At 56.6% G+C, this 20,871-nt stretch carries 17 protein-coding genes and 2 tRNA genes; 12 read left to right on the plus strand and 7 right to left on the minus strand.

Going from position 1 to position 20,871, the window contains the following annotated elements:
• Positions 1 to 72 precede the first annotated feature (72 nt).
• Positions 73 to 417, minus strand: coding sequence for a ribonuclease P protein component (gene rnpA, locus JOE56_RS05675; RefSeq protein WP_102239430.1), 345 nt, complete (start codon positions 415 to 417; stop codon positions 73 to 75).
• Positions 418 to 555, minus strand: a complete 138-nt coding sequence (gene rpmH / locus JOE56_RS05680; RefSeq protein WP_102239429.1) for a 50S ribosomal protein L34 — start codon at positions 553 to 555, stop codon at positions 418 to 420.
• Positions 556 to 1,009: 454 nt separating this feature from the next.
• On the opposite strand from rpmH, the gene dnaA reads away from it, so the two are divergent.
• The 9 genes from dnaA (at position 1,010) to JOE56_RS05725 (ending at position 12,373) form a co-directional block, all read left to right on the plus strand.
• The gene (gene dnaA, locus JOE56_RS05685) at positions 1,010 to 2,440 is read left to right on the plus strand and encodes a chromosomal replication initiator protein DnaA (protein ID WP_204515212.1); all 1,431 of its coding nucleotides are present in this window, start codon (positions 1,010 to 1,012) and stop codon (positions 2,438 to 2,440) included.
• Between the two features lie 471 nt (positions 2,441 to 2,911).
• Positions 2,912 to 4,051, plus strand: a complete 1,140-nt coding sequence (gene dnaN / locus JOE56_RS05690) for a DNA polymerase III subunit beta (protein ID WP_239271231.1) — start codon at positions 2,912 to 2,914, stop codon at positions 4,049 to 4,051.
• A gap of 12 nt (positions 4,052 to 4,063) precedes the next feature.
• A complete protein-coding gene (gene recF, locus JOE56_RS05695) occupies positions 4,064 to 5,182 on the plus strand; it encodes a DNA replication/repair protein RecF (RefSeq protein WP_204515213.1) in 1,119 nt (372 codons plus the stop codon).
• Entirely contained in the window at positions 5,182 to 5,703 is a 522-nt protein-coding gene (locus tag JOE56_RS05700) for a DciA family protein (protein WP_204515214.1), read from the plus strand. The genes recF and JOE56_RS05700 overlap by 1 nt, the downstream gene beginning before the upstream one ends.
• 206 nt (positions 5,704 to 5,909) lie before the next feature.
• The gene (gene gyrB, locus JOE56_RS05705; protein ID WP_204515215.1) at positions 5,910 to 7,904 is read left to right on the plus strand and encodes a DNA topoisomerase (ATP-hydrolyzing) subunit B; all 1,995 of its coding nucleotides are present in this window, start codon (positions 5,910 to 5,912) and stop codon (positions 7,902 to 7,904) included.
• A 60-nt stretch (positions 7,905 to 7,964) separates the two neighbouring features.
• Positions 7,965 to 10,613: a DNA gyrase subunit A gene (gene gyrA / locus JOE56_RS05710; RefSeq protein ID WP_204515216.1), complete on the plus strand. Its 2,649-nt coding sequence runs from the start codon at positions 7,965 to 7,967 to the stop codon at positions 10,611 to 10,613.
• The gene (locus JOE56_RS11590; protein ID WP_338028629.1) at positions 10,610 to 11,899 is read left to right on the plus strand and encodes a DUF3566 domain-containing protein; all 1,290 of its coding nucleotides are present in this window, start codon (positions 10,610 to 10,612) and stop codon (positions 11,897 to 11,899) included. The genes gyrA and JOE56_RS11590 overlap by 4 nt, the downstream gene beginning before the upstream one ends.
• Before the next feature lie 164 nt (positions 11,900 to 12,063).
• Positions 12,064 to 12,137, plus strand: a tRNA-Ile gene (locus tag JOE56_RS05720).
• Positions 12,138 to 12,300: 163 nt separating this feature from the next.
• Positions 12,301 to 12,373 (plus strand) — tRNA-Ala (locus JOE56_RS05725).
• 226 nt (positions 12,374 to 12,599) lie between these two features.
• Here the strand turns inward: JOE56_RS05725 and JOE56_RS05730 are convergent.
• Complete coding sequence (locus JOE56_RS05730; RefSeq protein WP_204515217.1) at positions 12,600 to 13,190, minus strand: dihydrofolate reductase family protein; 591 nt, start codon at positions 13,188 to 13,190, stop codon at positions 12,600 to 12,602.
• A gap of 174 nt (positions 13,191 to 13,364) precedes the next feature.
• Positions 13,365 to 15,641: a 5'-nucleotidase C-terminal domain-containing protein gene (locus JOE56_RS05735; protein WP_204515218.1), complete on the minus strand. Its 2,277-nt coding sequence runs from the start codon at positions 15,639 to 15,641 to the stop codon at positions 13,365 to 13,367.
• 288 nt (positions 15,642 to 15,929) lie between these two features.
• On the opposite strand from JOE56_RS05735, the gene JOE56_RS05740 reads away from it, so the two are divergent.
• Positions 15,930 to 16,613 carry a metal-dependent transcriptional regulator gene (locus JOE56_RS05740; protein WP_204515219.1) on the plus strand — a complete coding sequence of 228 codons (684 nt, stop codon included), beginning with the start codon at positions 15,930 to 15,932 and terminating at the stop codon, positions 16,611 to 16,613.
• On the opposite strand, the gene JOE56_RS05745 is transcribed toward JOE56_RS05740, so the two are convergent.
• The 3 genes from JOE56_RS05745 to JOE56_RS05755 are packed head-to-tail and all read right to left on the minus strand — an operon-like array spanning position 16,589 to position 19,169.
• Entirely contained in the window at positions 16,589 to 17,491 is a 903-nt protein-coding gene (locus JOE56_RS05745; RefSeq protein ID WP_204515220.1) for a metal ABC transporter permease, read from the minus strand. The genes JOE56_RS05740 and JOE56_RS05745 overlap by 25 nt on opposite strands.
• On the minus strand, positions 17,488 to 18,243 hold the full coding sequence (locus JOE56_RS05750; RefSeq protein ID WP_204515221.1) for a metal ABC transporter ATP-binding protein: 756 nt from the start codon (positions 18,241 to 18,243) through the stop codon (positions 17,488 to 17,490). Before JOE56_RS05750 ends, JOE56_RS05745 begins: the two co-directional genes overlap by 4 nt.
• Positions 18,240 to 19,169, minus strand: a complete 930-nt coding sequence (locus JOE56_RS05755) for a metal ABC transporter substrate-binding protein (RefSeq protein WP_102239403.1) — start codon at positions 19,167 to 19,169, stop codon at positions 18,240 to 18,242. Before JOE56_RS05755 ends, JOE56_RS05750 begins: the two co-directional genes overlap by 4 nt.
• Before the next feature lie 224 nt (positions 19,170 to 19,393).
• Here JOE56_RS05755 and JOE56_RS05760 point away from each other — a divergent pair, with 224 nt between their 5' ends.
• Together JOE56_RS05760 and JOE56_RS05765 are read left to right on the plus strand one after the other, a co-directional pair.
• Positions 19,394 to 19,546: a hypothetical protein gene (locus JOE56_RS05760; protein WP_204515222.1), complete on the plus strand. Its 153-nt coding sequence runs from the start codon at positions 19,394 to 19,396 to the stop codon at positions 19,544 to 19,546.
• Positions 19,547 to 19,648: 102 nt separating this feature from the next.
• On the plus strand, positions 19,649 to 20,776 hold the full coding sequence (locus JOE56_RS05765; protein ID WP_204515223.1) for a hypothetical protein: 1,128 nt from the start codon (positions 19,649 to 19,651) through the stop codon (positions 20,774 to 20,776).
• Positions 20,777 to 20,871: the final 95 nt, after the last annotated feature.

A 20,871-nucleotide genomic window follows, 5' to 3' on the forward strand; every position in this document is an offset into this window, starting at 1 on the left:
ACGCATGACCGATCTTCGCCCACACGCCACGTGGCCACGGAGGAAGCGATGACGGCGTGGTTTCCAAGCTCTTCACTGGTGGTCCTCTGGCAGTACGCGACTCAGCGCTACGTCGAAGTCACGTTCTAAATGAATGAACTCACTGCGAGATGACTGGGGGAGCGCACGTACCACGTAAATGCCTGGAGACATCTGCGTTAATCGTTCGTGTGCAATGGCACGTAGCCGACGTTTCACACGGTTACGGGTAACCGCATTTCCAATACTTTTAGAGACAACAAACCCCACGCGCGGGGCGTGGGATTCCGAGTCGAGTGCTACGTGAAGGATCAGGTTCCGGGTCCCGGCCTTCAGACCGGAGCGAAATGCGCGCCGAAAGTCCTCAGAGCTCCGAACCCGGTTCCCGACCGGTAACACTTAGGCTGAAAGGTTAGCGCGACCCTTGCGACGACGAGCAGCAAGAATGCTGCGTCCGGCGCGGGTACGCATACGCAGGCGGAAGCCGTGGGTCTTGGCACGCTTACGGTTGTTTGGCTGGAAGGTACGCTTGCTCACTTTAGTTCTCCGTCTATGTCGAAACTGTTTTGCGGTGCCATGGGCTGGCACGGTGCGCTATCTACGGCGCTCCTGCGACCAGGCCGAATCAGTCACATCATGCAAAGGCCCGCAACACAGGACACTCAAGCATAAAGCGTGTGCGACTGGTTGGTCAAACCATACGGGCTCAAAGGTGCGTAGGTTCACATTTTCGTCATATGAGCTTTGCTTGAGCGGTTCTCGCTTTACCTGATGTACACATCAAGTCTTCTTTTCAATTACATCAGTGTAGTTAAACAGGGTTATAAACACCGACTTCCACAAATGACAACCATGTAGTTATCCACAAACTTGTCCACCGATGTGGATAATTCAAGGGTGACGGGTTGAGAATTCCACATTGTGTGGAAAACTATGTGGAAGTAGAACTATCTCTATCCACACGTGTGTTCACGCACCCTTTAGGAACCACATGAGCAACGAAAACGAGAACCTTCAACAGATCTGGACGGATGTCGTTGAAGGAATGCGCGCCGACTCTCAACTTCAACCCCGCTTGAAAGGCTTTTTGGGACTAGCAGCACCCAAAGCGATCGTTGAAGACTTGGTGGTGATCTCGGTCCCCAACGACCTGACCCGCCACACGTTTGAGCGGGAACTCCGACAACCGCTGGGGCAGGCTTTCAGCGAAGCTCTGGGAAGGCACGTGTCGTTCGCGTTCGCGCTTGATTCCAACATGAACACAGACCCCGCACCTGCAGAGGAACCTGCGACGACCTCGGCGCCGGAACCCCAGGCCGTGGCACCCGCTGAACCTACGCTGGCAGCGCCTGCAGACTTTCCCGAGGTGGGAAGCTCAGATCTGAACCCCAAGTACACGTTCGACAGTTTCGTTATCGGTGCGTCCAACCGTTTCGCTCACGCAGCCGCATTTGCGGTAGCCGAATCACCCGCCAAGGCGTACAACCCGCTGTTCATTTATGGGGATTCGGGACTGGGCAAGACCCACTTGTTGCACGCTGTGGGGCACTATGCACTCCAGCTGTATCCCAAGATCAGGGTGCGATACGTGTCCAGTGAGGAGTTTGTGAACGACTTCATTAACACGGTTGGATCGCAGGTGACCTCGAACACGTTGCGTCCTGCGTTCCAGCGCCGGTACCGGGAAGTCGACATCCTCATGATTGACGACATCCAGTTCTTGCAAGGCAAAGACGCGACGGTAGAAGAGTTTTTCCACACCTTTAACGCGCTGCACGCGGAAAACAAGCAGGTCATCATCACGTCTGACCAGCCACCAAAAATGCTGAAAGGCTTTGAGGAGCGTCTGCGTTCAAGGTTTGAGTCTGGGCTTCTTACCGATGTCCAGCCGCCGGACCTCGAAACTCGTTTTGCGATTCTTCGGAACAAAGCCGCTAATGAGAACCTGGCCGTGCCAGATGAGGTCTTGGAATTCATCGCCTCGCGAGTTTCCTCAAACATTCGAGAACTGGAAGGGGCTCTCATTCGTGTCACCGCGTTCTCGAACCTCAACGAACAAGTCATTGATGTGGGACTTGCCCAAACAGTTTTGAAGGACTTCATCACCCATGATGAAACGCCTGAAATCACTGCGACCGACATCATGGGGCAGACCGCCCAGTACTTCAACCTGTCGATCGAGGATTTACAGGGGTCGAGTCGTTCGCGCACGTTGACTACTGCTCGGCAGATCGCCATGTACCTGTGTCGTGAACTCACGGATCTGTCGCTTCCCAAGATTGGTGAAGCCTTTGGCGGGCGCGACCACACAACGGTCATGCACGCCAACCGCAAGATTGGTACGCAGATGGCTGAACGTCGTGCGATCTACACACAGGTCACGGAACTCACCAACCGGATCAAGCAACAGCACCGGCTTTAGGGTTCATACTCGCGTCTGCCCGGGGCAGTCCCCGGGCAGGGGCGACCTCTGTAAACGTGCGCACGCACGCAATTAACACAAACAACACGTTGTTCACAATTGTGGAAAAGCCTGTGCATAGTAGTTGTTTTCCTGTGGGGTTATGAATGAACTTTTCACTACCGTCGGTGGATGTCTGTGTAACTACCTCGATGTAACTCACAAGCGTCCACTGGTACGTGGATCTTTACGCACACACGTGTACACACGGCACAAATCTCGTTTGAGCGCATAAACGCTCGATGACATTCATGTAATTCCACAGTTTCCACAACGCCTACTACTGCAAATATTTTCAAGTTGAGTAACAAGAAGCGACGCCGCGCCCTGCTGAGAACCGAACTGCGAGCCACGAATTACAAAAAATTGCCCGGGGTATAACCGGCGTGTAAAGTTGCAATCTGCGAATAAGTACGAACTTTGGGGAGAGACGTGAACGCAGACAACACCGTTAAGTTCAAAGTTGAACGTGACGTCTTTGCCGACGCAGTTACTTGGGCAGCCAAGAACTTGCCTCAGCGTCCAATCATCCCTGTTCTCACAGGTGTTTTGGTCACTGCTGAAAGCGACGGAACTGTCCGCTTGGCGTTCTACGACTGGGAAGTTTCCCAGCGCATCACGATAGAAGCTGAAGTTGACGCGCCTGGAACGTTCCTGGTTTCTGGTCGCCTTTTGGCTGATATCGCGCGTGCGTTGCCACCTCAGCAGGTAGTTCTTGAACTGAACAACGGCAAAGTGGATATTTCGTGTGGTTCCTCGCGCTTCTCGCTCATGACCATGCCGGTTGAGGAATACCCTGACCTGCCAACAATCCCTGACACCACGGGTGTTGTGAGTGCATCCACATTCCAGCACGCAGTGTCACAGGTTGCTGTGGCTGCTTCTCGTGACGACACTCTGCCTATTCTGACGAGTGTTCGTATCGAGATTGAGGGTGACAAAGTCACGTTGCTGGCAACTGACCGTTACCGTCTGGCCGTTCGCCAGTTCACATGGAACCCACGCACACCGGACTTCTCTGCAAACGCTTTGCTTCGCGGTAAGACGCTCACCGAGGTTGCCAAGTCAATGTCGGGCGATGTCGAAATCTCGCTGGCGGAATCCAACGGCAAGGAAATGCTGGCGTTTTCGTCTGAAGGCCGAGTAGTGACTTCGCTTCTCATCGAAGGTGACTACCCCAAGGTGCGTTCGTTGTTCCCCAAGGAGTCGACAATTTCGGCTGTTCTGCAGGTGGGAGCGCTCCGCGAAGCAGTTCGCCGTGTGTCACTTGTCGCTGAACGCAACACTCCTATCAAGTTTGAGTTCGCTGATGGCTCTCTTGTTCTTCGCGCCGGCGCTGGAGATGACGCGCAGGCGAGTGAAGCGCTTCCGGCCACAATCGAGGGCGGCGACATTCTCACGGGCTTCAACCCGAACTACATTTCCGAGGGACTCAACGCAATTGATACCCCGTATGTGCGCTTCAGCCTGACTGACCCTAAGAAACCAGTGGTGATTTCTGGTATGCAGGAACCGGACGGTGAAGTCGATTCGGCTTACCGCTACTTGCTCATGCCGATTCTGCGTTTCTAAGCGAGGTTAAACATGTGGGTTTCGCAGCTGCGTCTGCGTAACTTTCGATCTTACGAGTCCTTCGACGTTGCTCTAGAAAAGGGCGTAAGCACGTTCGTGGCCCCTAATGGGTGGGGAAAGACCAACCTTGTCGAAGCGTTGGCTTATGTTTCGCATTTGAAGTCACACCGGGTTTCCCAGGATCTGCCGTTGGTGAGGTCTGGATGTAATGAGGCAACGGTTGCCGTTCTTGCTCACCGAGGTGCCCGTCAGTTGGCCTTAGAAGTCACCGTTCGTGCTAAAGGGGCGAATTCGGCTCGTATTCAGCGGCAGTCGGTGCGGCCACGTGAGTTGGTTGGTCTTTTGCCATGTGTGGTGTTCGCGCCCGAAGACTTGGGCCTGGTGAAAGGGGAGCCGGCCCAGCGCCGGGACTTCCTCGATGATTTACTGGTGACTCAGTCGCCTAGATTCGTGGCCGTGCGAGCCGACTTTGACCGAGCGCTCAAGCAACGCAACGCCTTATTAAAGGAACTGAAAAATAACCGCGATCCAGGTCTTGAAGCAACGCTTGCCATTTGGGATGAGGCATTTGCCGAGGCTGCGTCCCAGCTGGTGGTGGGGCGAATGGACTTGGTGAAGCGACTGACTCAACCTTTGCAGCAGGACTTTGCCACCCTGGCGCAGGATGCCAACGCGGACCGCAAAACCGTGAGCGCAACCTATTCCTCACGGATCGATTATTTGGGTATCGAAAATACCACTGATGCCAAGAACGCAGTTATTGAAGCGCTTCAGGCCAGGCGGGTTCCCGAAATTGACCGTGGGCTGACCCTAGTCGGGCCACAACGCGATGACCTTGAACTGGAGATCGGCGGAGTTTCGGCTAAACACTACGCTTCGCACGGTGAGTCGTGGTCGGTGGCGTTGGCGTTGAAATTGGCCGGCTGGCACGTATTACAAGAGGACAACAGTGGCCCAGACGACTCCGCTGTTTTGGTCCTCGATGACGTTTTCGCTGAACTTGATGAAGGTCGCCGCAACAGGCTGGCGGGAATGCTCGAACCCGCGCAACAGGTCCTTATCACGGCAGCCGTCCCCGGTGACGTTCCAGAGTCCTTGCACTCGACCATCATTGACCTGCAGGACGCGTAGTGGGGGAGTACACCCTGGGGGATCCAACCACCTCGGTGGCGGTTTTGGAGGCGTTGGACCGGGTGCGTCGAATGGGAGACGGGGCGGACTTGGCAGCTGGCGTACAGCGTTCGTGGCGTAGTTATACCCGCGCCGAGGTCGTTTATTCCGGACCCGGTAAGGATCCCCGGGATCCGCAGAAGTTGGGGGCCAGCCTGGCTGCGCTGACGAAGAAGTTTGGGTGGAAGACCCAGCTCGATGTGGGTGAGTTGATGGGTAGGTGGCCGCAACTTGTGGGCGCCAACGTTGCCGAGCACTGCGTGCCGGTGATCTGCGAACCACCCAAGCTGGTGGTGCGCGCAAGTTCGAGCACGTGGGCCACGCAGATGCGCGTGATGTCGGCCATGCTTTTGGACCGGCTGGAGAAAGAGCTGGGCCGGCGAGTCATTGATGAGATTGAGATCATGGGGCCTGCGCAGAAATCGTGGAAACGTGGTCGCCGTTCGGTCAAGGGCAGAGGTCCCCGGGACACGTACGGGTAACAGGCGTGACTAACACGTACGGATAGTCCGCAATTTGTGAAAGCTCTGAACGCCCAAATAACGGCCGCACACCCGTAGAGCTAAGGGGCGGTGTGTGAATCGGGATAAACTTCCAAATTTGCCCGGTTTAAACGCCTTATATAAAGGTGTGAGGGTCGCGAACACGATACTATTGAGCAGTACGTATTGTTCAGACGAGGAGACCCATGACAGCGGACGACAACCGGCATTATGACGCGGACGATATTACCGTCCTAGAAGGTTTAGAAGCGGTTCGTAAGCGTCCCGGTATGTACATCGGGTCAACATCCGAACGAGGTCTGCACCACCTGGTTTATGAAATCGTCGACAACGCGGTTGATGAAGCTTTGGCCGGGTTTAACGACACGATTCACGTCACCATTTTGGCTGATGGGGGAGTGCGGGTAGAAGACCGAGGTCGTGGTATCCCGGTTGCCATGCACTCCACTGAGAAGGTCCCCACCTTGCAGGTGGTTCTGACGATCTTGCACGCCGGAGGTAAGTTCGGTGGCGGTGGATACGCAGTGTCCGGTGGTTTGCACGGTGTAGGTTCTTCCGTTGTAAATGCGCTGTCGAAGAAGATGGACGCAGAAGTCCACCGTGACGGGTATGTGTGGCGCCAGAGTTACGAGCGCGGTGTTCCCACAGGCGAGGTCACCAAGGGTGAAGTCGCAGATCACACCGGAACCATCATTACGTTCTGGCCGGACGAGGAAATTTTTGAAACCGTCCAGTTCAACTTTGAAACGCTTCGCGCTCGCTTCCAGCAGATGGCGTTCTTGAACAAGGGACTCAGTATTACTCTGCGCGACGAACGCGCAGAACAGGTCAACGACGACGACGTTCAGCTAGAAGAACAAGAAGAAGAGTTCAAGCCACGTGAAGTCACGTTCAAGTATGACAACGGACTCTTTGATTACGTGCAGTACTTGAACTCTACGAAGAAGTCCGAGCCCGTTCACGAAGACATCATTTCTTTCGAGGCTGAAGACACTGAAGAAACCATTGCGCTCGAAGTGGCCATGCAGTGGACGTCGAGTTACGCAGAATCCGTTCACACGTACGCGAACACGATTAACACTCACGAAGGTGGAACCCACGAAGAAGGTTTCCGAATTGCGTTGACCAACCTGATCAACGCGTACGCGCGTGAGCAAAAGCTCCTCAAGGAAAAGGACACGAACCTCACTGGTGACGATGTCCGTGAAGGACTCACGGCTGTCATCTCAATCAAGCTGGGTGAGCCTCAGTTCGAAGGTCAGACTAAAACCAAGCTGGGGAACTCTGAAGCTCGCGGGTTCGTGCAGCGGGTAGTCCGCGACCACCTCGGCCACTGGCTGGAATCCAACCCCATGCAAGCCAAAGAGGTTGTACGTAAGGCCATTCAAGCATCCCAAGCACGGATGGCTGCCCGTAAGGCACGCGAAGCGACGCGCAGGAAGTCGCTGCTGGAATCTTCGGGTCTGCCCGGAAAGCTCAAGGACTGCCAGTCGAAGGACCCGTCGATTTCGGAAGTGTTCTTGGTGGAGGGTGACTCGGCTGGTGGTTCGGCGGTGCAGGGTCGTGACCCGCTGACCCAGGCGATTTTGCCTCTGCGTGGAAAGATCCTCAACGTTGAAAAGGCCAGGCTGGACCGCGCGCTGTCGAACCTGGAAGTGCAGTCGATGATTACGGCGTTCGGAACCGGAATCGGCGACGAATTCGACATGGAGAAACTGCGCTACCACAAGATTGTGCTCATGGCCGACGCCGATGTTGACGGCCAGCACATCACCACGCTGTTGCTCACGCTGATTTTCCGTTACATGAAGCCGCTTATTGAGCGTGGTCACGTGTACTTGGCGACTCCGCCGCTGTACCGCATCAAGTGGTCGAATGCGTCGGACGAATTTGCGTACACAGACCGGGAACGTGACGCGCTTTTGGCCGATGGGCGTGCCAACGGGAAGCGGTTGCCAAAGGAACTGGGTATCCAGCGCTACAAGGGTCTGGGTGAAATGAACTACCACGAACTGTGGGAGACCACCATGAACCCTGATAACCGTTTGCTCAAGCAGGTCACGCTGGATGACGCGATGGTGGCCGACGAGATTTTCTCGGTGCTCATGGGCGATGACGTAGATTCGCGCAAACGCTTCATTCAAGAGAACGCGAAAGACGTTCGCTTCCTAGACATTTAAGACATACGACGTTGCCAGCTCGCGGGTGCGAGTCAGCGTTCAGACACGAGGAGGGCTTAAGTGGCCGACGAAACTCACGGTGAGGACCAGACACCAGAAGAATCGCAAGGTGTAGTGGCCTCACGGGTTGAAAAGGTTGACCTCAACCTTGAAATGCAGCGTAGTTACTTGGACTACGCAATGAGTGTGATTGTGGGGCGTGCGCTTCCCGACGCCAGGGACGGTTTGAAGCCGGTTCACCGTCGCGTTCTCTATGCGATGTACGACGGTGGGTACCGTCCTGACCGCAACTACTCCAAGTGCTCACGTGTTGTGGGTGACGTGATGGGTCAGTACCACCCACACGGTGACTCCGCGATCTACGACGCATTGGTGCGTTTGGTTCAGCCGTGGGCCATGCGCTACCCGCTCATTGACGGGCAGGGTAACTTCGGTTCGGCTGGTAATGACGGGGCGGCTGCTCCTCGTTACACCGAATGCAAGATGGCGCCACTGTCCTTGGAGATGGTGCGTGACATCGAAGAAGACACGGTCGACTTCCAGGACAACTACGACGGGCGTAACCAAGAGCCTGTGTACTTGCCGGCGCGGTTCCCTAACCTGTTGGTCAACGGTTCGGCCGGTATTGCGGTGGGTATGGCCACGAACATTCCGCCGCACAATCTGCGGGAAGTAGCAGCAGGTGCTCAGTGGTTGTTGTCGCACCCGGATGCCACAAACGAAGAGGCGCTTGAAGCGCTACTGGGCATTATCAAGGGGCCAGACTTCCCCAATGGCGCCACCATTTTGGGGCGCAAGGGGATTGAAGACGCTTACCGTACTGGTCGTGGGTCGATCACACAGCGTGCAGTTGTGGAAGTGGAAGAGATCCAGGGGCGCACGTGCCTGGTGGTGACTGAACTTCCGTACATGGTGAACCCGGATACGTTGGCCAACAAGATCGCGTCGTATGTCAAAGACGGCAAGGTGGCCGGTATTGCTGACCTGCGTGACGAGTCCTCTGGACGTACCGGCCAGCGCTTGGTCATCGTCCTGAAGCGCGATGCGGTTGCCAAGGTCGTGCTGAACAACCTGTACAAGCACACGCAACTGCAGGAAAACTTCTCGGCGAACATGCTGGCGCTGGTGGACAACGTGCCGCGTACCTTGTCCATTGACGCGTTCTTGCGCCTGTGGGTGAAGCACCAGATTGACGTGATTGTGCGTCGTACGCGCTTCCGTTTGAAGAAGGCAGAAGAACGCGCGCACATTCTGCGCGGTTACCTCAAGGCTCTGTCTGCTCTTGACGAAGTGATTGCTTTGATTCGTCGTTCGCCGTCTTCAGATGAGGCGCGGACCGGCCTGATGGAACTGCTGGATGTCGACGACATCCAGGCAAATGCGATTTTGGACTTGCAGTTGCGTCGTCTGGCAGCGCTTGAACGTCTCAAGATTGAAGAAGAAGCGCAGAAGATCGAAGAGCTGATCAAGGACTACAACGACATCCTGGAAACGCCTGCGCGTCAGCGTGAGATCGTGTCGGAAGAGCTTGACGCGATTGTGCAGCGCTACGGAGACGACCGCCGTACCAAGATTCTGGCTGGGTTCGACGGGGATGTGTCCATGGAGGACCTCATCCCTGAAGAGGAAGTTGTCGTCACCATTACTCGTGGAGGGTATGCAAAGCGCACCCAGTCTGCGTTGTACCGGGCCCAACACCGAGGTGGTAAGGGCATCACGGGTGCCCGCCTGCGTGGGGACGATGTGGTGGAGCAGTTCTTCGTAACGTCGACGCACAACTGGTTGTTGTTCTTTACCAACACAGGGCGTGTGTACCGGGCAAAAGCTTATGAGCTGCCAGAAGGTATGCGTGACGCTAAGGGTCAGCACGTTGCGAACCTGTTGGCGCTCCAGCCGGATGAAGAGATCGCGGAAGTCCTGTCGATCCCGGACTATGACGCGGCGCAGTACTTGATGCTTGCCACGAAGTCTGGTCTGGTGAAGAAGACACGGTTGTCCGAATACGACTCCAACCGTACGGGTGGTGTCATTGCGATCAACCTGCGCGAAATGGCAGATGGAAAGCCAGACGAACTGGTTTCAGCGCGCTTGGTTGACGCTGACGACCACCTGCTTCTGGTGTCCCGTAAAGGTATGTCGATCAGGTTCGCCGCGGACGACTCGACAATCAGGCCGACGGGGCGTGCCACCTCGGGCGTCACCGGAATGAAGTTCAAAGGTGACGACACCTTGCTCACCATGGACGTCCTCACCCCAGGCACGTACGTGTTCGTAGTGACGGAGGCCGGATTCGCAAAACGCACCCCGGTTGAGGAATACCGTTTGCAGGGACGTGGCGGATTCGGAATCAAGGTCGCTAAAATCACTGAGCAGCGCGGAGATCTGGTGGGCGGACTGATCGTGTCTGAAGGTGACGACGTGTTCGTTGTCATGGAAATGGGCAAGGTCGTGCGTTCTAAGATCGACGAGGTTCCCGCGAAGGGACGCAACACGATGGGAGTCGTGTTTGCGAAGCCGGGTAAGAAGGACCGTATTATTGCGGTGACTCGGGGACCGGAAGCTGAAGACATTCTGGATGAAGTCGAAGAAGGTACGGTTTCTGACGCTGAGAATGATGGCCAGTCAGTAGACTCGGACCAGTCAGAGGCAACTCAAGACGGCCAGTCAGCGGAAACCCAATCAGCAGACGAAGGTGATGGACACCAGTGAGCGATAACGAGAACAAGCCAAGGATCCTCAGGACCTCAGCAGGGAAGACCCGCTTGACGGCAGGGTCGTCTGACACTGGGCAGTCGCAGAGTGGTGCTGCTGAAAACAAGCGCGAAACGTCTGTGGCTGGCAGTGCTCAGCCGGCGCAGGCACAGCAGCCGGCGCAGGCTGGGCAAGCTGGTCAGCGTGGCCAGGTGGGGAAGCCGACGGAGAAGCCTGGACAGGCTGGGCAGCCGGTAGCAAAGCCAGCGCAGGCTGAGAAGCCAAAGCAGGCGGGGCAAACTGGGAAGACTGGTCCGGTAGGGCAGGCCGGTCAGTCCGCAAGGGCGGCACAGCCCGAGAAGCCAGCAAAACCTGCCCAGGCGCCGAGTGGTGGTGCATCAGGCAACCCCCAAAACGTTTCTGACGCGAAAACCTCTGACGCTTCCAAACCAAAGAGCTCGGGTGTGCGTTCCACGTCGCAAGGTGTGCGCTTGGGTGGTTCCAAGTCAGACGCCGGGAAGACACCGGTGGTTGCGACCTCGGCCGGATCTGGTAGTGGCGGTACTGGTGGTACCGGTGGGGCCGGCGCGACCGGAGCTGGCGCTGGTGGTACCGGTGGCGGTGCCGCCGGACGTGGCTCCGAGGTGCCAATCCAGCAGGGTTCGGGGCCGGATACGTCCCGTGACCGAGGTGGCGAATCGCAGTCGTCCTCGCAGGCTGAGCGTGGGTCCGCTCCAACGCAGGTCGGTGGTGTGGGTGCTGCAGCCGGGGCAGGCGCGGGTGCGTCTGCGACGGCAGGTGCTGCGACCTCGGCGACGGCAAACCAGACAGGGTCCGGGCCGGACCACTCCAACGTTGCACAGACAAGCGGCGCGAAGAAGTCCAAGGATGGCGTGCGCGCAAGTTCTGCCGGCGTGAAGATGAAGGGCAACAAGAAGTCCGGGCCGCGGAGCGTGAACCTGACGGTTGCGAGCGTTGACCTGTGGTCGGTGTCGAAGATGGCGCTGTTGCTGTCGGTGGCGTTGGGTATTGCGACGATTGTGGCGTTCATTATTCTGTGGCTGGTGATGCAGGCGACGGGAACGCTGGAGAGCATCCGTGGAACCATGGGTGAGATTGCGGGTCCTGAGTCGGCAGAAGAGATGCTGAAGCTGCTTGGGTTTGGGCCGGTTGTGAGCTTTGCGGTGATTCTGGCCGTGGTGAACGTGGTGCTCATGACGGCGCTAGCGACGCTGTTTGGGTTCTTGTACAACATCGGTGCGAAGATGGTGGGCGGATTCCGCTTGACGCTGGTCGACGACTGAGGTTGATTGTGTGGCTGTGGCCCTGGCCGGCGGTTGAAGCTGGCTAAGTTTGTGAGCTCTCGCTCGGATGCTGTGTGCAGTGTCCGGGCGAGAGTTGTTTTTGGGGGTGCGAGAACGTATTTTGCAAAGTGCTTGAAACGTGTGTATATTAGATTTTCGGTTCAGGGCCTATAGCTCAGGCGGTTAGAGCGCTTCACTGATAATGAAGAGGTCCCTGGTTCAAGTCCAGGTAGGCCCACGTAACCACATCCGATCGGAGGAAACGACGTGAAGAAATGGTTGCCGGTCACACTGTTAGCGGCCCTTCTGGGTTGTGTGTTGCGACTAAGATCACAACGCCAGCGTGGCCACCAGGAGTGGAAATCTTACACCGACTCGGTATAGAGTAGATTTCACCGCTTGGGGGTATGGCGCAATTGGTAGCGCATCTGCTTTGCAAGCAGAGGGTTAGGGGTTCGAGTCCCCTTACCTCCACTCGAGAAGCTAGTGAGACAGCACTCGTAGAACAAAAGCCCTGGTGGGTTATCCCACCAGGGCTTTTGCGTTTCGTATGTGAGTTTTTGGGTTAATGCGGGTTAATGCTCAAAATGTGTGTATGGGTCGGACGTGTCAACGGCGCAAGCTGATCGTTACGGCGCAATATATTGCGCAGTTTCGCTCACTTTGCGCTAGCTTCTGCACGGCCCTGGTCTTCGAAGCCTCAGCTCTTGGCTCGGTAGGTCGCGATAATTACACCTGTCGTGGTGATAGTGGGCTCTCCAACAAGCTCCAGATCCTCCGAAACCGCTCCGTCAGGGAACTGTCGCAACCCCTTGCCGAGCACCAGTGGATGAATCATCAGCTGGTACTCATCGATAACCCCGGGTTTAGCGCGCAACGACTCAACCAGTTTGTTGCTTCCCATGATGAGCAAATCTGGCCCGTCTTGCTGCTTAAGTTCCTCCACGGCCTCAGTCACATCGCCCTTAAGCAGAGTCGAATTCTCCCAGATCAACGGCTCTTCAGCGGAGGTAGAAGCGACATACTTGGGTGTGTTATCAAGCACTTGGGTGAAGGGATTTCCAGTTTGCCCGTGCCACGCAGAATAGAAGTCTTCATAGGTGCGTCGGCCCAACAGGAGTTCGGCCCCACTGGCCATGCCGGCACCCATAGCCGCACTCTTCACGTCATCGTTGTATTCTTGCGCCCATCCGCCACGATCGAAGCCGTTCCGTTCATCTTCGTCGGGACGTCCAGGGGCTTGCATTACGCCGTCCAAGCTGACGTTGTTAAGCACGATTACTTTGCGCATATTTTCCTCCAGAAATCGTATTACAAGCATAAAGGAGGCCGTCCACTCCTCAAGAGAGAGCGGACGGCCTCGTAACCAGAACTAGCTACCGAATCTCGCTGGTGAAACCGAGATAGTGCCGTCGAGACGATGAACAACTATGCTTGACGACCTAGCTTCATCGTTCGAGTACTGTCACTTGCGAGTTCTGCGAGTCCAAGCAACGGTGACTACACCCATGCTGATCAGAATGAGAGCCACGGTAGCGCTTTGAACGATGTTGGCACCTGTGCGTGGCATGTCACCGCTGTCCTTTTCAGCGTGAGCAGGAGCGTCAGAGGACTGATCATCGGAGGGTTCGTCACCTGGTGTTTCTGACGGGCCAGCGTCTGAACCGTCTTTGTCGTCATCCCGGGAATCCCCATCATCGGTGGGGCGTGGTTGCGTTTCCGCGCCACAGTCGATCTCCGTTTTGAGCTGGTCAGGTGAGACCGAGGGGCCAAAGTCGGTAGCCACGGCGACAGAGAAATCTTGCCGTCCTGTGCGAGTGCCACAGACCTCTTCCTTCTTGAACGACACCTGAGCTTGTCCGGCGCCGTCAGTGGTGATGATCGAGTCCGTTGTGTTGGCCTTCGGTTCGACAAGCGAGTTATTCACGTCCGCTGTGCGCTCCACGTCACCGATGGTAACCGTGACCTTTTTAGTCACGCCCGGACCTTCTGAGAAGGAAAGTCCGCGCATGTCGACTGGAATGTCACCCTGTTTATTAGGAGCACCGACAGTGACTCCCACAGAGGACTTCTGGGCTCGCGGTTCGCGCACCTTTTCACCCAGATACTTCGCCAGCTGGTCACGGTCCAGGTTACCCATGTTCACAAGGTTCTTGCCTGCGGTGAGAGCGTCAAACGAGTCTCCACCTTCAAGCAGGAACGTGACAGAGCCGATCGTGTACTTGCGTTTAAGGTCCAATGGCTCGTCATTGACGTACACGGAGGTAATCCGCTCACCGTACTTGGCACTAGGGTCGTAGGTGTATCGCACATTGGAAGAGAGACCCAGCTTGAGAAGTGGTCGCGAGTTCTGCGAATTGAGATCCGTCTTCCATTGCTGCTCGAGTGCCTTCTTGAAATCGGCGCCACTCACAGTGACGTACCCCAATTCGTTGCCAAATGGAGCCACGTCGAATACCTGACGGTAGCTGATTGAGCCGTCTTTGCGCGGACGCAGATCTTCTCGCAAACCACCAGCATTGATAATCCCAATGTCGACCTTGGAGCCGTCCTTGGTGAGTACGGTGTCTTTCATCGAGTCGGCGACCATGTCACCCAGGGTGGATTCGATTCCGCGGTTTGAACCCGGGACGGGGTTTTCTTTGTCGTTCGCGGCGAAAACTCCACGCGCAAAGCCTTGCTTGTACCCTTGGGCAACGGGCTTTTCGCCTTCTTTGTCTGCCTTCTTCTTAGCGGTCGCAACCATTTGCGCGACGCTTGCGTCCTCGCCACACTCGGCTACCTTCGCAGCAGGAATCAGTTCGACATCAGACGACAGGACCTTCTTGGTTTTGGTATCAAACTGAACAGATACTTTGGACAGATTGTCCATGTATGAACCGGAGGCCGTGGCTACCAGGGTATTGCCCTGTGAACCCTTGACGTTCTCAAACTTGTACGGCACGTGCGTGTCACCGCCCATGAGGGCATCGACGTACTTGCCCATCTTAGGGTAGGTGTTTGCCGCATCGTCATCGATCATGGCGACAACGACATCCGCTTTTCCAGATTCCTTCAGTTCCTGCGCCTGCTTGTTTGTCACTTCTGCTGGGTCGGCGAACTTCATGCCAGCGGTTGTGCCCGGGGACAGCTTGTATGGCACGTCTTGTGCGATTCCACCAATGAAAGCAACGCGGACGCCAGCAGCGGTGGTAACGATTTTGTGGTCACCGAGCACGTCATCAAGCGATCCGCTGACGTTGGCGGCTAAATAGGGAAACCCAAACTTGCTGTATGACACACCGTTGACGGTTGCGCCCTTTGTTCGCGCACGGAATACGTCCTGGCCGTCGTCCAGTTCGTGGTTTCCAATTGTCGAGGCGGCAGGGTTGAGGGCGCTGAGCGCGTCGACTGTGGGGTTGTCGTGGAGGATGCCCGAGGTGAAGGTGGAGGCACCGATGTTGTCCCCAAGCAAAGTGAAGGTCGAGTTGGGGTTGGTGGTGCGGGCGCGATCAAGATAGCACTTCATAGATGCTGCGCCAGCCTCGACGATGTTGCCGTCGTCGTCCGTCTTTTGTTCGATATGACCATGCACGTCCGTAAGGTTGTACAGGTCCAGCGATACAACGTCAGCTGACGGGGTAGCTGAATCGGCAGCTGCTGTAGGCGATGGAACGCTAGCTGCGTGAGCGGCGGTCGGTCCCATGGCCACAGCGAGCGCGGCGATCCCGGCGAGCACAGACCGGTAGACAGGTAATTGCACGAGTACTCCTGGAGTCGAATGCTTTGTCATGTGTACGAGCTGTGGACCGAAGGGGCCAAATACTTCAGGTAATGCCACCGAGATCGATAGCCCGCAAAAAAATAATACGCCACGGCGAACTTCTATGTTGTTGAAGAGATGTACTGTAAGTTACTAATTAACAAACTTATGAAAATGGGTGGCCATGGCGTCCCGTCCCACTGTGATACGTCGGTATCATCAGCGCGCTTTTCGAGACCATCGCGTGTGCGTAGCTCGCTCCGTGCGTTCTGACGGTAACCTGGAGGTATGTCTGTCTCTGAGCTGTCCACGAGTGCCCAGAATTACCTAAAGGTAATCTGGGGTTTGACGGAATGGAGTTCGGAGCCCGTTACACCTACACGGATCTCCGAACGCATTGGCCTAAAACTTTCATCGGTTTCCGATGCTGTTCGGCGTCTGGCCAGTCAAGGTTTGCTGACCCACGCACCCTACGGATCTGTTGAACTAACGGAGTCTGGTCGCAAGTATGCGCTTGCGATGATCCGCCGGCACCGGCTCATTGAGACTTTCCTTGTTGAAACGCTGGGCTATACCTGGGACCAGGTACATGACGAGGCTGAAAGCCTCGAACACGCCGTTTCGGACTTCCTCATCGACCGCATTGATGCACTTCTCGATCACCCAACACGAGACCCTCACGGTGACCCGATCCCGTCCAAAGAGGGTAAGCTCGATGTCCCTGATGCTCAAACATTGTCCGAGGTCGGCCCGGGGAAAGACGTTATAGTTGAGCGAATCTCCGACAGTGACCCCGCCCTTCTGCAGTATTTTTCCGAGCAGGAAATCTGTGTAGGCGTGCGTCTTGCAGTCGCCGAGGGTGGTCCTTTTTCTGACGCGTTGCTGGTGACTCCTGCCCGCCGAGGTGCCAAGACCGTACCGCTGGGTCGCTCGGCTACCGATGTGCTTTACGTATCGCTTGCGGCCAGCTGAGGTTTGGTCGTCGACTGGGTAGCGCGAGCACTTAGCCGACTTCGGCGCCAGTTCGCGATGAGTCCGTGCCGTGGTGCGCATAAATAAGCACATGTGAACACGCAACCCTGAGTGAGGACGATAAGGCCACCGGGCGAGGCGTCAAACCAGTAGCTCAGGTAGATGCCCGCAATTGAACAGCCTGCCGACAGCGTCGGGGCAATGACCAGCATTCTGCTGAACTTTTCGGTCACTAGACGAGCCGTTGCACCGGGGATGATGAGCATTGCCACGACGAGCACGACCCCCACAATCTGAAGGGCAATGACGGTTGTCAGCGCGAGGACGCCGAGCAGGAGAGCTCCCAGGCGCCGGGGAGAGATACCAATGACACGCGCGTGAGTCGGATCGAAGGCGAAGAGAGTGAGATCACGCCGTTTGATGACAAGGATGGCTAAAGCAACTGCCGCAAGCACACCAATCTGTACGAGATCACTGGTAGAGATACCCAGAATGTTGCCGAACACAATGTGACCGAGGTGGGTTTGGCTGGGCGTCACTGAAATGAGCACAAGTCCACCTGCGAAAAGCGTCGTGAACACGATGCCTATGGCCGTGTCCTCTTTGATCCGGGTGTTAAACCTGACTGCACCTATGAGACCAACGGTGATAAACGCGAAGACAACTGCTCCCAGGGCGAAAGGAAGACCTAAAATATAGGCCAGAACAACGCCTGGTAGCACCGCGTGCGACACCGCGTCCCCCATGAGCGACCACCCAATGAGCACTAACCAGCATGAAAGGAGCGCACACACCACTGAAGCAATAACAGTAGCCACAAGAGCGCGACTCATGAATTCGTAGGAAAGCGGCACCAACAGCAGATCGTAGATCGTCATGCTACCACCTGACCGTCCCACGAACCCTTGCCCAGGGGATTGAGCCCAAAAGCCTCGGTGAGCCGCTGAGGTGAGAGCACCTCGGCGACAGAACCCGAATACAGAACCGTGCGCTTGAGCAGGATCGCCTCGTCAGCAAGACCAGGTAAGGAGTGGAGGTCGTGCGTGGAGACCAACACCGTTCCGCCTGTGGCTGCGAACTCCCGGAGCAGCCGCACGATTGTTGCTTCAGAGCGCTTGTCGACCCCTGCGAACGGTTCGTCAAGAAGCACAATGTCTGCGCCTTGGGCCAGACCACGAGCCAAGAACGCGCGCTTTCGCTGGCCACCGGAAAGCTGCCCAATTTGCCTCTTGGCGAAAGGTTCGAGGTCAACCCGGTTGAGCGCTTCGGTGACGGCTTCACGGTCAGCTGCTCGCGGCCGGCGTGTGAGTCCGAGGCGACCATAGCGACCCATCATAACGACCTCGGCGACGGAGAGGGGGAAGGACCAATCGACATCTTCGCTCTGAGGAACGTACCCGAGGAGCCCCTTGCGGCGGGCCCGTGCTGGTGTTTGACCATCGAGCAGGATCGTTCCGGAGGTCGGCTGGACCATCCCGGTGAGTGCTTTGAAGAGCGTCGATTTTCCCGAACCGTTCATGCCGATGAGCCCCGTGACTTTGCCGGCAGCGACTGTCATCGACGCGTTTTCAAGAGCACGAACGCTGCCGTAATCGACAGTTAATTGTGAGGTTTCAATTGCGGTGGTCATGAATTCTTCCCCGTAAGCCCAGCGGCAATGGTGCGGACGTCGTGACGCATGAGATCCAGGTAGGTGGGAACAGGGCCGTCAGCCTCGGACAGCGAATCGACGTACAGCGTTCCTCCGAACTTTGCTGGGGTCGCGTCGACAACTTGCTGCATGGGTTTGAGCGAGACGGTCGATTCACAGAACACTGCTGGAACGGAGTTCTTTTTAACGAACTCAACGGCGCTCGCCACCTGTTTTGGAGTTCCCTCTTCTTCCGCGTTGACCGGCCACAAGTACTTTTCGGTCAGACCTGCATCGCGGGCCAGGTAGGAAAACGCTCCCTCGCATGTCACAAGAGCACGCTTCTCTTTGGGAACGTCAGCGAGTTCGTGCGTGAGCTCGTCATGGATTCCCTGCAGGGACTTCTTGTATTCCTTGGCGTTGCTGGCAAAGTCGTCAGCGTGCTCAGGGTCAAGCTCGCTGAAGGCCTTCACCATATTGTCCACATAAAGCTGGACGTTTTTTGGACTCATCCAGGCGTGTGGGTTTGGCTTGCCCGCGTAGGCGTCCTCGCTAATGTTCATCAGTTCCACGCCTTCAGAGACAACTGCGTGGGGCACCTTTGCTTCTTCAACGAACTGTTCGAACCAACGTTCGAGGCCAAGTCCGTTGTCGAGGATGAGGCTGGCCTGTGAAGCCTTCCGCACATCACCGGGTGTCGGTTCGTAGTCGTGGATCTCCGCACCTGCCTTAGTGATCGACTCGACCTGCAGATGGTCACCCGCAATGTTCTGCGCTATGTCCTGTAGCACGGTGAAGGTTGTAAGCACCGTTGGCTTCCCGCCGTTCGATGCTTTCGCTCCATTCTTGGCGTTGCCACAGCCGGTGAGTGTGAGTGCCAGGATGGCGCAGATGGCCACCAGAACTGTTCCGATTTGTTTCCGCATTCCGAACCTTCTTTTCCAAAACTGCGTGAAAGAAACGCAAACAATATGTATAGACGAATCATAATGTTCGTCGAGGCGTAGTTACAACCCTAGTGTATGCGAAGTGACAGTCGGGATAATGAACCTGGTTGATACTGAAACAGCACAGTGATCGACGGCTGGGGTCTACACGAGGCCTTGGATAACACCACGTATCAGCCACCTCGGCCCGCTTGGTGCGGGGTGTGATCGCCGCTGTTTTTGCTACATTCACCGCACTGTTTGCACACGTAGTGGGTGGCGCCCCCATGCCTGGATGGTTGGGTATTGTCGCTCCGCTCATTCTGTCGATCTTCTTGTGTACTGTGCTGGCGGGCCGTCACGTTGACCGGTCATGAACGCGAAACCACTCACTGCCTCAGCAAGAGTGCCGAAATCGAGAAGTGGGCTGAGCGCGTGCCCAGTTTTGAGGAAACTGTGTCCCTGTTCATACTTGTTTCATGCATGAACAGGATCGCCAGCACCGCTTGGCGGATGCGTTGTTAAGCGGCCCACGCGGTCGGCGGCTGTTACTGGAATACGCGCTCGCCTCGGAACGGATCGAGGGCAAGGATGAGCGAGACGATTCACTCAGCTTGGCGGTGTTCATCGCGTCCTATCACCTCGATTTGCGCAGTGGATCGACTTCAGGCGCGCTGATGGGTCCAGGTGCCGAGGAGATAAGAAAAACGGTGGTGACGCCGGAGGAGACTGCCGCACGTTTAGAGGGCGTGGTTTTGGCAGAGGTGACGCCGAGGTCTTTGCTGTCGAGCCTGTTGCCGGCGGTGGAGATGGCGGCATATTGGCAGGAGCCCCAAGGTGACGATGTTCTGGCTGCGACCGACCCCATGCGGGCCGGACTGCGCCGGGTCGCCGAACACCTTGCAGCTTCGACGCACACAGACTGGTGGACCACTCCAGTGGAGGAGTCCTCACAATGCACTGTGCAGTGGGACGGTGAACTTCGCAGGGTTCCGGCAGACCCGTTGCGCGTGTTGCGCAAAGCGCGGGCAAAAGACGGAGACGAGGAGAAGTTGGCTGCCCGCGAGCGCCCCACGGATCCAACAGCATCGTGGAGCGGGATTTGGTGGTCTACGCCTCCACGGGAACTCCCGTCGTCGACTCGGGAGATGTTCGATACGAGCCCGGTGGGATTGTGGCTGGTAGAGGACAGTATGGGGTGGGAGACCGCAGAAACCCTACGGCTGGAAGTTCCTGAGGGACTCCGCGTGTATGAGATCGATTCGGCAGAGGCGTGGGCTGAACTGTGCAGGCGGTTCCCGTTTGAGCAAACGGCACAAAAGCGTCATGACTGGTATCTGACCACCGGGCGAACCGGAAAGTGGGTGGTCCCAGACTGGTCAAAGGTCGCTGAGCATTACGATGCAGTACACCTCCAGGTCGCTGCGTACCTTGCGGTTGCGGGGACAGCGATCCCTGTTGATGCTGACACAGCGACAGTGATCGCTGGGTGGGGGCCAGACGAAACCTATTGGTTCACGCCGCGTGTCAACCACCTCGGCACCCCTACCGAGTGGATCCTTACAGAAGACAGTGCCGACTACCTTTGGGAGCGCCGGTCCACCTAGCGGCCACCTCGGCCCTATTGGTGCCGTATGCGTAACGCAGTTCGCGCTCGCGTGTGACTAATTGCCCGTCAGGGTCTCAGTTTGGTGGGGAACTG

Origin of the sequence: Brevibacterium paucivorans, assembly GCF_016907735.1 — a bacterium.
Lineage (GTDB): Bacteria > Actinomycetota > Actinomycetes > Actinomycetales > Brevibacteriaceae > Brevibacterium > Brevibacterium paucivorans.

Excerpts from the sequence above, each read along its gene's own strand:
- JOE56_RS05745 (WP_204515220.1), bottom strand. The coding sequence starts at position 17,491 with ATGACGATCTACGATCTGCTGTTGGTGCCGCTTTCCTACGAATTCATG.
- recF (WP_204515213.1), top strand. The coding sequence starts at position 4,064 with ATGTGGGTTTCGCAGCTGCGTCTGCGTAACTTTCGATCTTACGAGTCC.
- JOE56_RS05765 (WP_204515223.1), top strand. The coding sequence starts at position 19,649 with ATGCATGAACAGGATCGCCAGCACCGCTTGGCGGATGCGTTGTTAAGC.
- JOE56_RS05740 (WP_204515219.1), top strand. The coding sequence starts at position 15,930 with ATGTCTGTCTCTGAGCTGTCCACGAGTGCCCAGAATTACCTAAAGGTA.
- JOE56_RS05755 (WP_102239403.1), bottom strand. The coding sequence starts at position 19,169 with ATGCGGAAACAAATCGGAACAGTTCTGGTGGCCATCTGCGCCATCCTG.
- JOE56_RS05730 (WP_204515217.1), bottom strand. The coding sequence starts at position 13,190 with ATGCGCAAAGTAATCGTGCTTAACAACGTCAGCTTGGACGGCGTAATG.
- gyrB (WP_204515215.1), top strand. The coding sequence starts at position 5,910 with ATGACAGCGGACGACAACCGGCATTATGACGCGGACGATATTACCGTC.
- JOE56_RS05750 (WP_204515221.1), bottom strand. The coding sequence starts at position 18,243 with ATGACCACCGCAATTGAAACCTCACAATTAACTGTCGATTACGGCAGC.
- dnaA (WP_204515212.1), top strand. The coding sequence starts at position 1,010 with ATGAGCAACGAAAACGAGAACCTTCAACAGATCTGGACGGATGTCGTT.